9 protein-coding genes and 1 pseudogene are annotated in these 14,467 nt (G+C 73.2%); 6 read left to right on the top strand and 4 right to left on the bottom strand.

Annotated features, from left to right (window positions below; all coding sequences use genetic code 11):
- The first annotated feature begins 11 nt into the window (after positions 1 to 11).
- The 3 genes and pseudogenes from ACGFI1_RS16995 to ACGFI1_RS16985 all read left to right on the top strand — a co-directional run.
- A complete protein-coding gene (locus tag ACGFI1_RS16995; protein WP_392732374.1) occupies positions 12 to 875 on the top strand; it encodes a glycosyltransferase in 864 nt (287 codons plus the stop codon).
- Positions 872 to 2,050 (top strand): glycosyltransferase family 4 protein, encoded by a 1,179-nt coding sequence (locus ACGFI1_RS16990; RefSeq protein WP_392786148.1) that lies wholly within the window; start codon positions 872 to 874, stop codon positions 2,048 to 2,050. Before ACGFI1_RS16995 ends, ACGFI1_RS16990 begins: the two co-directional genes overlap by 4 nt.
- A 68-nt stretch (positions 2,051 to 2,118) precedes the next feature.
- A pseudogene (locus tag ACGFI1_RS16985) lies at positions 2,119 to 5,346 on the top strand (alpha-(1->3)-arabinofuranosyltransferase domain-containing protein); the annotation flags it as partial.
- A gap of 1,147 nt (positions 5,347 to 6,493) precedes the next feature.
- Here ACGFI1_RS16985 and ACGFI1_RS16980 read toward each other — a convergent pair.
- Both ACGFI1_RS16980 and ACGFI1_RS16975 read right to left on the bottom strand, forming a co-directional pair.
- Positions 6,494 to 7,717: an acyltransferase family protein gene (locus ACGFI1_RS16980; RefSeq protein WP_392786146.1), complete on the bottom strand. Its 1,224-nt coding sequence runs from the start codon at positions 7,715 to 7,717 to the stop codon at positions 6,494 to 6,496.
- Entirely contained in the window at positions 7,714 to 8,490 is a 777-nt protein-coding gene (locus ACGFI1_RS16975; RefSeq protein ID WP_392786145.1) for a class I SAM-dependent methyltransferase, read from the bottom strand. Before ACGFI1_RS16975 ends, ACGFI1_RS16980 begins: the two co-directional genes overlap by 4 nt.
- A gap of 211 nt (positions 8,491 to 8,701) precedes the next feature.
- Here ACGFI1_RS16975 and ACGFI1_RS16970 point away from each other — a divergent pair, with 211 nt between their 5' ends.
- Positions 8,702 to 9,826 carry a DUF3068 domain-containing protein gene (locus tag ACGFI1_RS16970; RefSeq protein ID WP_301176241.1) on the top strand — a complete coding sequence of 375 codons (1,125 nt, stop codon included), beginning with the start codon at positions 8,702 to 8,704 and terminating at the stop codon, positions 9,824 to 9,826.
- A gap of 819 nt (positions 9,827 to 10,645) precedes the next feature.
- A complete protein-coding gene (locus tag ACGFI1_RS16965) occupies positions 10,646 to 11,755 on the top strand; it encodes an NAD(P)H-dependent flavin oxidoreductase (protein WP_138640243.1) in 1,110 nt (369 codons plus the stop codon).
- A 57-nt stretch (positions 11,756 to 11,812) separates the two neighbouring features.
- On the opposite strand, the gene ACGFI1_RS16960 is transcribed toward ACGFI1_RS16965, so the two are convergent.
- Positions 11,813 to 12,214 carry a hypothetical protein gene (locus ACGFI1_RS16960; RefSeq protein WP_386873751.1) on the bottom strand — a complete coding sequence of 134 codons (402 nt, stop codon included), beginning with the start codon at positions 12,212 to 12,214 and terminating at the stop codon, positions 11,813 to 11,815.
- A gap of 188 nt (positions 12,215 to 12,402) precedes the next feature.
- On the opposite strand from ACGFI1_RS16960, the gene ACGFI1_RS16955 reads away from it, so the two are divergent.
- Entirely contained in the window at positions 12,403 to 13,551 is a 1,149-nt protein-coding gene (locus tag ACGFI1_RS16955; protein WP_386873752.1) for a hypothetical protein, read from the top strand.
- Positions 13,552 to 13,638: 87 nt separating this feature from the next.
- Here the strand turns inward: ACGFI1_RS16955 and ACGFI1_RS16950 are convergent, their stop codons facing one another.
- Positions 13,639 to 14,451, bottom strand: a complete 813-nt coding sequence (locus tag ACGFI1_RS16950; protein WP_387070414.1) for a crotonase/enoyl-CoA hydratase family protein — start codon at positions 14,449 to 14,451, stop codon at positions 13,639 to 13,641.
- Positions 14,452 to 14,467 lie beyond the last annotated feature (16 nt).

The following is a 14,467-nucleotide window of genomic DNA, read 5'->3' as shown; positions in this document are numbered from 1 at the left end:
TGTAGGCCCTGATGGGGACCTGGCGTGACGGCCCCGCCCTCCTGGAGATCGTCGTTCCCGCCTACAACGAGGCCGACCGGCTTCCGGCGGGGCTGGCGCTGCTGTGCGACAAGCTCGCCGACCTCCCGCTGCGGGCGGAGGTCATCGTCGTCGACAACGCCAGCACCGACGGCACGGCCGGGATCGTCCGGTCCTTCGAGGGCCCGGTGCCGGTGCGCCTGGTGCGGTGCGACGTCCGGGGCAAGGGTGCGGCGGTCCGGGCCGGGCTGCTGGAGACGCGGGCCCCGTACGTGGGGTTCATGGACGCCGATATGGCAACAGACCTCGCCGCGCTGGACGAAGCCATCGTCCTGCTGCGCGAGGGCCGCCCGGTCGTGGTCGGGTCAAGGCGCCACGGTCGGTCGGTCGTCCAAGGCTACGCGCTGCCGGTCAGGCGGCTCGGCGCCATCACGTTCAACCGGATCGTCCGCGATCTGGTGGGCGGCATCCAGGACACCCAGTGCGGGTTCAAGTTCTTCGACGGGCCGCTCGGCCGGACGGCGGCGAAGCAGCTGCGCACCACCGGGTTCTCGTTCGACGTTGAACTGCTGGCCCACTGCGTCCGGCGAGGGGCGTCCGTCACGGCCATCCCGGTCGTCTGGCGTGACCGTCCCGGCTCCACCTTCTCTGTATGGCGCCACTCGTTCCAATGCATGGTGGACCTGACGCTCATCCGCGCGCGCGCCGGTTTCCGCATGCCCGGCGTACCCGCGACGCCGATCATTCCGGTGGTGCCGGTCCGGACGATCCTCGCCGAGCCGAAGCTCCCGGAGCCGCGCCCGGGGACCATCGCCATCCCCGAGCAGGCGCCCGCGCCGAGCGCAAAGTCGGGATGAGTACGGATCTGCGGCTGGCGGTCGTCAACTGGCGGGATCCCTGGCACCCCGCCGCGGGCGGTGCCGAACGGTACGCCTGGGAGCTGGCGCGCAGGTTCGCCGGTGAAGGCGCCCGTGTCCACTATGTGACGTGCAAGGCGCCCGGCCAGCGGCGCGGGGGACGGGTCGAGGGCGTGGAGTTCGTCCGCTTGGGCGGACGCTTCACCGTGTACCCGCTCGTCCTGCTCTGGATGCTGCTGCACCGACGCCGATTCGACGCGGTCGTCGACTGCCAGAACGGCATCCCGTTCTTCACACCGTGGGTGTTGCCCCGCCGTGTGCCGGTGTTCTGCGTCGTCCACCATGTGCACGACGCTCAGTTCGGCCTGTACTTCCCCGGATGGCTCGCCTGTCTCGGGCAAGTGCTGGAGGGGCCGGTGAGCCGCTGGACGTATCGGCGGCATGCGTTCGTGGTCGTCTCGCCGTCCACGCTGCGCGCCGTCAGGGAACGGCTGGGCTGGACGGGGCCCGCTCACGTCGTCCACAACGGGTCGTCTGTCGCCGAGCCCGATGGTGATGTGGCCGAGGCCCGAGGCGACCCGGAGTTGGTGTGCGTGACGCGCCTCGTCCCGCACAAGCGCCTCAACCTCCTGCTGGACCTCGCGCAGAGCCTCACCGGGAGCCACCCTGGGCTCAAGCTGCACATCGTGGGGGACGGCCCTGAAGCGCCCGCACTGAGAGCTGACATCCGCGCGCGCGGCCTGGACGGCGTCGTCATCGCGCACGGCTACGTCCCCGAGAACGTCAAGGCGGCCCTGGTCGCCCGCGCCGACCTGCACCTCAGCACGTCCCAGGGCGAAGGGTGGGGCCTCAGCGTGATCGAGGCCGCGGCGCTCGGCGTCCCGACCGTCGCCTTCGACGTGGACGGGCTCCGCGACGCCGTCCGCGACGGGACCACCGGATGGCTCGTCCGGGAGGGCGACGACCTGGCCGGAGTCGTCGAGCGCGCCCTCAAGGAGCTGGCCGATCCCACGCTCCGCGAGCGGACGGCCACGGAATGTCAGAGGCGTGCGGCAGAGTTCGACTGGGCGCGCACCGCCGGCCGGATGCGCGACCTCGTGACCGCCGCCGTGCGCGACGGCGCCCCCGCCCGGCGGGCGGGCGGCCGCCGGTACCGTGGCGGACACTCAGGCTGACATCCCGGGAGAACCGGGCACCCGGGGCGACTCCCGGAGGACAGGCAGAAGAGAGGCAGAGGGCGAGCATGGCCGTGGGAGAGGCGAATCCGCCCCGCGCCGGCGCGTCCCGCGGGCCCGGCCCCGGCGGGGCGGGCGGGCCGTCCGGCCCGGACGCCGCCGCGCGGCTGCGGGAGCGGCTGCGCGTACTCGCGTGCTGCCTGGCGCTGACCGCGCTCGCGTTCGCCACCCGGCCCGGGGCCATCCTCGCCGACACCAAGATCGACATGGCGGTGAACCCGCTCGGGTTCCTCGGCCGCGCCGTCCACCTGTGGGACCCGGAGCAGTTCGGCCAGCTGCAGAACCAGGCCGTCGGCTACCTGTTCCCGATGGGCCCGTTCTTCGCGCTCGGCGACGTGATCGGGATGCCCGCCTGGATCACCCAGCGGTTCTGGCTGTCCCTGCTGATGTGCCTGGCCTTCGTCGGCATGTGGCGGCTGGCCGGGCGGCTCGGCATCGGCGGGTCCGGGCCGGACGGCGACGGCCAGGGCACCCGGCTGTTCGCCGCGATGGCGTACGCGCTCGCCCCGAACGGGCTGGCCACGCTCGGCCAGATCTCCTCGGAGTACCTGCCGGTCGCGATGCTGCCGTGGATCGTCCTGCCGCTGGCGGCCGCCGCGTCCGGGGAGACCGGGCGGCTGAAGGCCGCGGCCCGGTCCGGGCTCGCGATCGCCTGCTGCGGCGGCATCAACGCGACCGCCACCGTCGCCGTGCTCCTCGTCCCGTTCCTCTACATCCTGACGCGGCCGCGCGGGTCGTTCCGCGTCCGGACGCTCGCCTGGTGGTCGGCGGCCACCGCCGCCGCGACCGCGTGGTGGCTGGTCCCGCTGCTGCTCACCGGCACGTACGGGTTCTCCTGGCTGACCTACACCGAGAAGGCGGCGACGACGACCGGCCCGACCGGCCTCGTCAACGTGCTGCGCGGCGCCGAGCGCTGGGTCAACTACCTGATCGTGGACGGGCAGGTCTGGTGGCCGGTCGGGCACGGCCTCTCGCTCAGCCCCGTCCCGATCATCTGCACGGGAGTCGTCGCCGCGCTCGGGCTCGCCGGGCTGCTCGCCCGGCTCCTCCCCGAGCGGACGTTCCTGCTGGTCACGCTGCTGGCCGGGGTGGCAATCGTGTCCCTCGGCCACCTCAGCGACATCCCGGGCCCGTTCGCGGCGCAGCTCCGCGACCTGCTGGACGGCCCGCTCGCGCCGATGCGCAACCTGCACAAGTTCGACGCGGTCGTCCGGCTGCCGCTCGCGCTCGGCCTCGCCCACCTGCTCACCGCCGCCGGCCGGCACGCCCGAAACGCCCGGGACGCCCGCAACGCCCGCGCCGTGCGGCAGCCGGACGGCCTGCGCAGCCTGAGCGGCGGGTCCGGCCCCGCGTTCGGCCCGGCCGCGCGGTCGCTGCTCAGCCTGCCGGTCGCCGCCGCCGTCGCGCTCGGCGGCATCGGCCTCACCGCCGTCTCGCACGGCCTGTCCGGCCCCGGCGAGTTCAAGGACGTCCCGAAGTACTGGCGGGACGCGGCGTCCTGGATCAACGCGCGGGCCGGGCAGCAGGGCGTGCTCGCGGTGCCCGGCGCGCCGTTCGGCGAGTACCTGTGGGGCCGCCCGATGGACGACATCGTCCAGCCGCTGCTGACGGCGCGGTGGGGCGTCCGCCAGCTCGTCCCGGCCGGGTCGCCGGGCTACACGCGGGCGCTGGACGCCATCGACCAGCAGGTCCGCTCCGGGCAGGGCTCGCCGGGGCTGAGCGACTTCCTCGGCCGGATGGGCGTCCGGTACGTCCTGGTCCGCAATGACCTGCGGCGGGAGGCGCTGCGCGGCGCCTGGCCCGCCCGCCTCCACCAGGCGCTGGACGACTCGCCCGGCCTGCGCAGGGTCGCCGCGTTCGGCGCCGCCGTCGGCGGCGGCAACGACGACGCGGTGTCGGCCGTCGACCAGCGGTACCCGCCGCTGGAGGTCTACGAGGTCGAGGGCGCCGCCGACGTCGCGGGCCTGACCGACGCGGCCGACCCCGTCCGCGTCTACGGCGGGCCCGAGTCGCTGCTCGCCATGGCCGACGACAAGGCCCTCCCGGACGCGCCCGTCCTGCTGGACGACGACGCCGCCGACCTGGGCGGCACCCCGGTCGTGACCGACTCGCCCCGGCTGATCCGCCGCAACTTCGGCGAACTGCACCAGACGTCCCCGACGATGTCCGCCGCGCACCGGCGCGACGCCGCCGACGTCCTCGACAAGGGCTGGGCGCGGTACGCCACCCATGTCACCTACGGCGGCGGGGTCCGCGACATCACGGCGTCCACCTCGGCGGGCGGCGACGACGCGATCCCGCAGGCCCGCAAGCCCGAGGCGGTCCCGTACGCCGCCTTCGACGGCAACCCGCTCTCCGCGTGGGAGACCGCCGGCTACGACGGGCCGGTCGGGCAGTGGCTCCGCGCCGACTTCGACCGGGCCCGCGACGTGCGGAACATGACCGCCGCGTTCCTGCAGGACACCGCGCTCGGGCCGCCGGTCTCGCGCGTCGCCGTCGAGACCGAGCACGGCATGGTGGAGCAGGCCGTCCGGCAGAGCACCGGCCCGCAGGCGCTCCGCGTGCCGGCGGGGCCGACCCGCTGGCTGCGGCTGCGGATCACCGCCCTCGCCTCGAAGCCGGCAGTCCCCGCGTTCGCGCGCGCGGCGGTGTCGGAGGTGGCGATCGGCGGCGTGACCCCGACCCGCACCTACACGCTGCCCGCGCCCGCCGGGGTCGACGGCCCGGCCACCTACGTGATGAGCCGCGCGCCGGGCGCGACGAGCGAGTGCATGAAGGGCAGTGCCCGCTGGGTGTGCGCGCCGTTCCTCGGCTCGGGCGACGAGGAGGGCGACGGCTTCGACCGGACGTTCACCTCGGCGGTGGCGGGCAGGGCGCCCGTCACGGGCACGGCGGTCCTCACCGACCAGCGTCTCATCGACCGGTACACGACCGTGCACGGGCAGCCGTCCGTCGCCGCGACCTCCACGCTGTCCCGCCACCCCGCCGACCAGGCCCGGTCCGGCTTCGACGGCGACCCGGCGACGTCCTGGATCGCGGGCGAGAGCGACGACCAGCCCGTCTACAGCGTCCGGTGGAAGGGCCGCAAGCGGGTGTCCACGGTGACGGTCATCCGCCCGCCCGGCGCGGCGGGGCCGGTCCGGCTGCGGGTCGAGGGCGCGAACGGCCAGTCCCGCGAGGGCCTGTCGGACGCCGCGGGCAGGCTGTCGTTCGCGCCGATGGCCACCGACCGGCTGAAGATCACCTTCTTCCGGGACGGCCGCCCCCAGCCGATCCAGCTCGCCGAGCTGAAGATCCCCGGCGTGAAGCCGTTCCCTGACGTGCGCTCCTACCCGCTGGAGCTGCCGTGCGGCTTCGGGCCGAAGCTGCGGATCGGCGCACCCGGCGCGCAGACCGGCACCTCCGGCAGCGGTACCTCCGGCAGCGGCACCTCCGGTAGCGGGGCCGGTCGTGGCCGGGGCACCGCCGGGCAGCGGCAGAGCGGGGCCGTCCAGACGAAGGCGACCGGCACGCTCGGCGACCTGCTCGCCGGCCGGCCGCTCCAGTTCAGCGCCTGCAAGCAGGCAGTCCTCGCCGAGGGCCGCAACCAGCTGACGGCGGTCCCGCTCGACAACTACCGCATCGACACCGTCACGGTCGGGGCCAAGCCGCGGCCCGCCGCCGACGCAGAGCCGCCGCAGCAGGTCAAAGTCCTCAGCTGGGGCTCCAGCTCCCGCGAGCTGAGCGTGGACGCCCCCGCCGCGTCGTTCCTCACCGTGAACGAGAACTTCAACACCGGCTGGCGCGCGACCGCCGGCGGCACCGAGCTGCGCGCCGTCCGGCTGGACGGCTGGAAGCAGGGCTGGCTCGTCCCCGCCGGCACGAGCGGGGTGATCAAGCTGGCCTACACCCCCGACCGGGCGCAGCGGATCGCCGTCGTCACCGGCCTCAACCTGCTCCTCGTCCTGCTGATCGCCGCGGTCTGGCCGGGCGGCTCCGCCCGCCGGCGGCGCCCCGACCCGCGCGCCATGGTCGCCGGGACGGGCTGGCCCGCGTGGGCCGCGATCGGGCTCGCCGCCGCGCTCGGCGGCTCGATCGCCGGGGCGCCCGGCGTCGCCGTCACGCTCGGCGTCGCGGCCCTGTGCGGCTGGGCCCGCACCCGCCGCTCCGCCGTCCTGCGCGCGCTCGCCTCCCCGTGGGCGATCGCGATCGCCATGCTCGCCGGCACCGGCTGCCTCGCCGCCGCGCGGTGGCTGGACGTGCTCGGCAACCCCGCCGCCCCGTCCGGAGCGCTCGGCGACATCGCGCCGCAGCTGCTCGGGCTCGCCGTCGTCGGGCGCGTCGCCGTCGAGCTGTGGCGGCCGAAGCCGCCCGGCGGCGACCCCGGCGCCGGCCGGATCTCGCTCAGCTGGACGGCACCGGGGCAGGGGCCGGGCGGGCCCGGTCCCGGCGCCGGACCAGCCGCTGCACCGGCCACTCCACCAGGTAGTAGCTCAGGGTCCCCGCTGCGATGGTCGCCGCCGCCATCAGCGGCAGATCCGTCGCCACGTCCCCCCGGAAGGTCCGATCCGCCGCGTCGTACCAGGAGACGATGATCAGCAGCTGCCACAGGAACAGGCCGTAGGAGATCCGGCCGAGGAACCGCATCACCGGGTTGCCGAGGACCGCGTCGAGCACGGGCTGCCCCGGCGGCGCCAGCACGACCGGCGCCACGAACGCCGCCGCGCACAGCCCGAACACGACCAGATGCAGGACGGACGTCCAGAACGCGTCGGCTTCCTGCAGGCTGAGCGGGCCCGCCGCGGGCGTCGCCGCGACCACGTACAGCATCGCCGCCGCCGTCCAGCACGCCGCCCACGAGTCCGACACGGCCCGGCACAGGGCCGCGACCGGGCGCCGCTCGTCCAGCCGCGCCCAGACCGTCACCACCGCGAGCGCCATCCCGACCGCGAACCAGGCGAAGTACCGCGGCAGGAACAGCCCCATCTGCGTGTGCCGCTCCGGGACGAACATCGCGGCCGACCACGGCAGCGACAGCGCCGCGTACACGCCGATGCCGATGAGCAGCCGCTTGGCGCGCACACCGACGTCGTGGGTCCGCGTCCGGCGCGCGTACCAGGCGAGGACGGCCGCGGTTACCGGCAGCGTCACGTACCAGGCGACCTCGACGACGAGGCTCCAGCACTGCCCGAGATGCGACGGCCCGAGGTCGGTGGGCCACCACGCGTTCGGCAGGTACGTCTGCGTGAGCGTCATCAGCGACGCCCAGGTGACCGGGTCGCCGATGTGGTCCCGCCCCGCCGTGACCATGTAGACCACGACCACGGCCCAGTAGGCCGGCATGATGCGGAACACGCGCCGGCGCAGATAAGTCACCGTGCGCGGAGCGGATCGCCCGTCCAGCGCCGCCGCCGCCCACGGCCGGTACAGCAGCAGCCCCGACAGCGCGAAGAAGATCGGCACCCCGATCTGACCGCCGTTGAACAGCCACCTCGGCCCGTCCGGGTTGGTGATGGACCCCGCCGAACTCGCGACATGGAAGACCAGGACGGCGAGCGCCGCGACCGCGCGCAGGCCGTCGACCGTGTTCTGGTGGCCGGAGATCGGCGGCGGCGCGGCAGGTCTCACGACTCCTTCTTCCTCAGCACGAGGACGAGGTTCCACGTCGCGACCTCCCGCAGCCCCGGGACGCGCACCACGGCCTCGGCCCAGCGCGGATGATAGCGCGGCAGGGCGTCCAGGACCCCCACGTCGTCCCGTCCCCGGGCCCAGGCCAGCGCCGCCGACACCGACACGGGATGCAGGTTGTGCCCGTACCGGTTCTTGGGCGGACGCCCCGTCCGGCGCTCGTACCAGCGGGCGGCCCGGTCGCCGCCGAGGTAGTGCCACGGAGAGGTCTCGTGCCCGCCCCACGGGGACAGCCAGTTGGTGAACGACAGGAACACCGTCCCGCCCGGCCGCGTCACACGGACCATCTCGTCGGCCATGCGCCACGGGTCGGGCACGTGCTCCAGGACGTTGGACGAGAAGCACACGTCGGCGGCGTCCGTCCTGAACGGCAGGGCCAGCGCACTCGCGACGAGCTGGTTCGGCCCGGCGGACCCATGTGCGACCAGCTCACCGAGGTCATGGTCGATCCCGGCGCAGCGCGCACCCGCCGCGTCCAGCGCGCGCGCAAAGAACCCGAAGCCCGTCCCTACATCGATGACGGTCGCGCCCTGCAGTTCGGTGTACGACCCGAGCAGGGAGACGGTGTCGCGCGCCATGAGGTCGTAGAAGTGCTCCGGCTCCCGCCGCTCGCGCCGGAACGCGCTCAGCAGCCGCACCGACCGCGCCAGCGTCGCACAGTGCCGGGGAACGAGCCCGTTCTGCGCCGCCGGGCGCCCATGCGCCGAGGTCAAGGCCCACCTCACCGGGTCAGGACGTCCGAAGGTAACGCGGAGCCTACCGGTCAGTACACTCACACCAGACCGCCCCACCCGCGGACCGGACGTATCGGGCTCCGGGTTTCGGTGGTCCTGTAGTGTGATCCGGGCATGCCGGACCCGGCCTCTCGGCCGTTGACGATGACGCGGCCGTTGGCGATGACGACGGCACCCCTCGGAGGTGTTCATGCGGCGACCGGTCGGCCTGGTCCTGATCGGCCTCGGTGCCTTCTTCCTCGCGCTCGCGCCGCTGATCCGCTTCTACATCGCCGACCAGGTGGTCGTCGCGCCGCTGAACCGCTACCAGGTGACGTCCCTGGAGTCGAAGGACGCGACGTACTTCGACCAGGCGGACCTCAAGGTCAAGACCGGCGTCACCCTCCTGGCGAAGAACACCGTCCGCGGCGACGTCCGCGCCAACGAGGGCAACGACGACATCGCGGTCTGGGACTCCACGACCAACATCTACGACCAGGCCAAGCCGGACAAGCCCGTCCAGATCCAGGGCTTCCGCATCGCCTTCGACCGCCGGACGGGCGTCCTGGTCAACTGCTGCGGCGTCAACGTCGACGGCGACAACGCCGTCCGCATGTCGGGCTACGGCCTGCTGTTCCCGATCGCGAACGTGCAGAAGCGCGACTACCCGTTCTTCGACATGACCACCAAGCAGTCGGCGCCGATGCAGTTCAACGCCGTCGAGAAGGTCCACGGGCTCACCACGTACCGGTTCACCCAGACCATCCCCCTGACGAAGACGGCCGCGCTCGACACGAAGCTGCCCGCCAAGATGCTGGGCATGCCCGAGGACGCGGGCAACCAGAAGGTGGACCGCTACACCGAGGCGTACAACACCGTCTGGGTCGACCCCCGCACCGGCATCCCGGTGAAGCACCGCAAGAACATCCGCAGCACCGTCCAGACGGCGGACGGCAAGGGCAAGATGATCGTCGCCCAGGCCGACCTCATCAGCACCGACAAGGACCAGAAGGCCATGGTCGACATGGCCGACAGCACCGCGCTGCAGATCGACCTGGTGCGCAGCTACCTCCCGGCCGCCGCCGTCTTCTTCGGCCTGATCCTGCTGTTCACCGGTGGCTACATGGGCCTGGCCCGCCGCGAGCCCCCGCCCATCGAGACCCCTCGCCGCGCCGACGGCAAGTTCGGCGACATGACCCCGCCCGGCCCGCCGCGCCCGCCGTCCGCCCAGCCTCGCCAGGCGGCCTCGCCGCCCCCGCCGTCCCAGCCCCGCCGCCAGGCCCCGGGAAGCCAGCGCCAGCAACGCAAGGCCGCCGGCCCCACCCGCCGCCCGTAACCACCCCGCCCACGCGACGCCGCCAGCCCGTCCCACCAACGCCGACGCCCCATCGCGCAGCGCGTACCGCCACCCGCCGCGTCGCAGGCCGTTCCCGTGTAAGGGCGGCGGGCCTTAGCGCGGGGTCGCCGGTCCGTCGGCTGGCACTGACGTCCATCGCACGGTGTGTCATCGCCTACCGGGTGGAGGGATGGTTTCGTCTCGCCCCTCGGTTGGTTTTGGCTCCCCTCGAAGCGAGCCAACTCGTCCGCGCCCGTCCGCCGTGTCGCAGGTCGTTCCTGCGTTAGCGCTCGCAGGTGGCAGCGCGAGGTCGCCAGGCTCGCCACTGGTGTTGGCGTCTCGTCGTGCGCTGAGCGCCAGGGCCTGTTGTTGCGGGTTCTTGTCGTGTCGCCAGCCGCGGGTGCGGTAGCGCATGGCGTCGGGCCGTCGGTTTGCGCTGGGCTCTCTCGTCGTGAGTCGGCTTGTGCGGCGGTGTCAGCCGTGTCGTGGCCGCTTCCGTGTCAGCGGTCGAAGGTGGCGGCGCTGGCTCCGGGCGGGGGCAGGTGTCTTGTGTTGTTCGGTGGCTAGATCGGTTGCTGTGGCGGCTGGACGGCCGGGTGTAGGGGGCGGGGAAGTGGGTTGGTGATACGTGTTCTAGTGCGGGGTTCTGAGGGTGGGTGTGGGTGGTGGGTTGGGGTGCAGTGCGGCGTGGTTTGTGGTTGGCAATCGGGTTACGGCGGTGTGGAGCAGCGTGGGCGGGGCGGTGGGAGCGGTGGCGGGGCTGAGATTTGTAAGTAGAACCTGTTGCAGTTTCGTGGGAGCGCGCTTAGGGTCGAGTGCGTGCGGACACGAGTCACCGAACTATTCGGCATCGAGTACCCGATCTTTGCGTTCAGTCACTGCCGCGATGTCGTCGCGGCGGTGAGCCGCGCCGGCGGCATGGGCGTCCTCGGCGCCCTGCACTTCACCCCCGAGGAACTCGAGCTCGAGCTCAAGTGGCTCGACGAGAACGTCGGCGGCAAGCCCTACGGCGTGGACGTGGTCATGCCCGCCAAGTACGAGGGCGCCGACATGGGCGACGCCGAGGAGCTGCTCGGCAAGCTGCAGGGCATGATCCCGGCCGAGCACAAGCAGTTCCTCGAGGACCTGCTCGCCGAGCACGGCGTCGACCCGCCCTCGGAGAAGGCGGGCAAGGCGCTGCTCGGGTGGACGGACGTGACCGCCCGGCCGCAGGTCGAGGTGGCGCTCAAGCACCCGATCGCGCTGCTGGCGAACGCGCTCGGCCCGCCCCCGGCGGACGTCGTCGCGCAGGCGCACGAGCACGGCGTGAAGGTCGCGGGGCTCGCCTCCAACGCCCGGCACGCCCGCAAGCAGGTCGAGGTCGGCGTGGACATCATCGTCGCGCAGGGCACCGAGGCCGGCGGCCACACCGGCGACGTGGCGACGATGGTGCTGATCCCCGAGGTCGTGGACGCGGTCGGCGAGGACACGATCGTGCTGGCCGCGGGCGGCATCGGCCGGGGCCGGCAGATGGCGGCGGGCATGGCGCTCGGCGCCGACGGCGTCTGGACGGGCTCCATCTGGCTGACGGTCGACGAGGCCGACACCCCGGAGCGGGCCCTGCCGAAGCTGCTGGAGGCCACGTCCCGCGACACCGTCCGGTCCCGGGCGTGGACGGGCAAGCCCGCCCGGTTCCTCAAGACCGCGTGGACGGAGGCGTGGGAGAGCGAGCAGTCGCCGGGCTACCTGCCGATGCCCATGCAGTTCATGCTGATCGCGGACGCGCTGCCGCGCATCCAGCGGTCCGGCGACGGCGAGCTGGTGACGTTCCCGGTCGGCCAGATCGTCGGGTCGATGAACCAGGTCAAGCCGGCCGCCCAGGTCGTCTACGACCTGATCGAGGAGTACGTCGAGGCCATCGAGCGCCTCAACACGATCACCGAAGGCTGATCCCCCCGGGCCCCGGCCGCGCGCCATCCCTCCGCGCCGGCCGGGGCCTTTCGGTGGTCAGAACCGGGTCATCCAGGAGAAGGCCCGCGCGAGGACGTAGTAGACGACGCCCGCGAGGGTCCAGTTGATGTAGAGCTGCTCTTCGGGGTCGGTCCGCGTGAAGACGTCGTGGAACGGGGTGGCGAGCCAGCGGCCCGCGTCGAGCACGGCGTCCACGAGGACGTTGCCCGGGTTCGCGTCGCCCCAGGTCAGCAGCATCCCGAGGCCGAGGATCGCGGCGGCGGCCCAGCCGGCCGCCATGATGATCGCGCTGACCGGGTTCGGCCTGGTGCGCCGCCAGCGGGGCGGCTTGCGCGCGACCGTCGCGGTACCGCCCGTGTTCCGCCGGCGCCACGTCCACCGCTGGGGCGGCGCCTCTTCCGTCGTCGTCGGCCGTTTGCGTCGCAGTTGCAAGGCCATGGCGTGCTCAGTCCTTCCGTGGCTCGCTTGCCTGAGCGGTGCCACGCGAGAGGTCCGGCAAACTCCGGGCGATTTACGGACGGCCGGTAATACGCCCCCATGGCGGGCCGAGACCTGATCTTCCCCGAATGCGGGCGAACCGACTTTCGGTCCTGCTACGTTCCACTGCTTCCGCAAGATCATTTTCAATGGACGGGGATCGAGTGAAGAGCAGCAGGAAACTGGGGGTCGCGGGGGTGGCCGTCGCCGTGGGCGCGGTGGCCACCACGGTCGCGGTCGCCATGGCGGACCCCGCGGAGCAGCGCACGGTTTCGTCCGTCGCCGCCGCCGCGGGGACGACGTGGCCGATCGTGCAGAGCGACGCCAAAGCCGACCAGGGGACCTCCCTCAGTGACATCGCCACGGCACCGGACGGCACCGTGTGGGCCGTCGGCGGACAGCAGAACGTCACGACGCGCAAGCCGATCCTCCAGCGGCTGACGGGCGGCACCTGGAAGGACGTGGCGCTGCCCGCGTCGCTCGCCCCCTACCGGCTCCAGGCGGCCTCGGCCACGTCGGCGTCGAACGTCTGGGTGGCCGCCCAGCTCAACACCTCGGGCGACTCGCACGCCCTGCTGCGCTGGACAGGCTCGTCCTGGATCCCGTTCAGCGTCCCGCTGGGGTTCCAGCCGACCGACATCGCGACGGCCGGTCCCGACCGCACGTGGGCGGTCAGCGCGATGGCGGCCAAGTACTGGAACGGCGCGGGCTGGGCCGACACCCCGATCGGGATCAAGCCGCGCGCGGTCGCGGCCGTCTCGTCCGCCAGCGCGTGGGCGGTCGGCTGGGCGATCGCGCCGGACGGCACCGCGCGGCCCGCCACCACGCGATGGAACGGCACCTCGTGGACGAGTGTCCCGTTCCCCGACATCGGTGAGACCGTCAAGGGCGAGGTCGCGTCGACCTTGCAGGACGTGTACGCGGCCTCCGACGACGACGTGTGGGCGGTCGGCACGGCGCGGATGCCGGACGGGACGGGCAAGTCGGTCTCCCGGTCGCTGCTGGCCCACTGGAACGGCACCAAGTGGACCAATGTCCTCGGCGCTCCCGGCACCTCTCTGAGCAAGGTCGCCTCGGACGGGGCGGGCGGCATCTGGGTCGTCTCGGACGGCAGCACCATGCGCCACCGCACCGCCGCAGGAGTCTGGACCGACGAGACCCTGACCCGGCCCGAGGGGACGACCGTCCGGGCCTCCGCCATGGCCGTCGTGCCGGGGACCGGGACCATGTGGGCGGTCGGCACCACCACCACCGACGCGACCCGGTGGGCCGACCTGGCGCACTGGACCCGCAACTGACCGCGTCTCAGCGAGAACCCGCATAGCGGGAACCGGCATCCCGCCTCGCGCACCTCGCGCGGGGCGGGATGCCCGTGTCCGCGGCCGTTACTTGCCCTGGTAGACGGCGGGGCGCTTCTCCTTGAAGGCGCGGGAGCCCTCCTTGGCGTCCTCGGAGGCGAAGACGGGCCAGCCGATCTCGTCGGAGATCTTGAGGGCCTCCTCCTCGGGGAGGTGCTCGGTCTCGCGGACGGCGCGCAGGATCGCCTGGACGGACAGCGGCGCGCACGCGGCGATCTGGTCGGCCATCTCGCGGGCCGCGGCGAGGGCCTCGCCGTCCGGGACGACCTTGTTGATCAGCCCCATGGCGAGGGCCTCCTGCGGGGTCACCTCGCGGGCGGTGAGCAGGATGTCGAGCGCGGCGGCGTAGCCGATCTGGCGGGGCAGGCGGACGGCGCTGCCGCCCATGGGGAACAGGCCGCGCTTGGCCTCGAACAGGCCGAGGGTGGCGCCCTCGGCGACGACGCGCAGGTCGGTGCCGGTGAGCAGCTCGGTGCCGCCGGCGACGGCGTAGCCCTCGATGGCGCAGATGAGCGGCTTGGTGGGGCGGCCGTCGCGCAGCAGGCCCTTCCAGTGGTAGTCGGTGATCTGCGCGGCCCGCTCCTGCACGCGCGGGTCGGAGGGCGGCTGGCTCATCGCCTTCAGGTCGGCGCCGGCGCAGAACGTCCCGTCGGCTCCGGTGAGGATGCCGACGCGGACCTCGGGCGTGTCCGAGATGTAGGCCCAGGCGTCGGCGAGGCCGACCAGCATCGCGGTGCTGAGCGCGTTGCGCGCCTCCGGCCGGTTCATCGTGACGATGACCACGTGGCCGTCCTGCTCGACGATGCAGTGCTCGGTGCTGATCGGCAGCCGTTCCGCCATGGGTTCCTCCAGCTCA

Source organism: Actinomadura geliboluensis, from assembly GCF_043197915.1.
In the GTDB taxonomy this organism is placed as follows: Bacteria; Actinomycetota; Actinomycetes; order Streptosporangiales; family Streptosporangiaceae; genus Spirillospora; species Spirillospora geliboluensis.
Note: the sequence above shows the minus strand (reverse complement) of the source record. Positions and strands in the feature narration are given on the sequence as shown.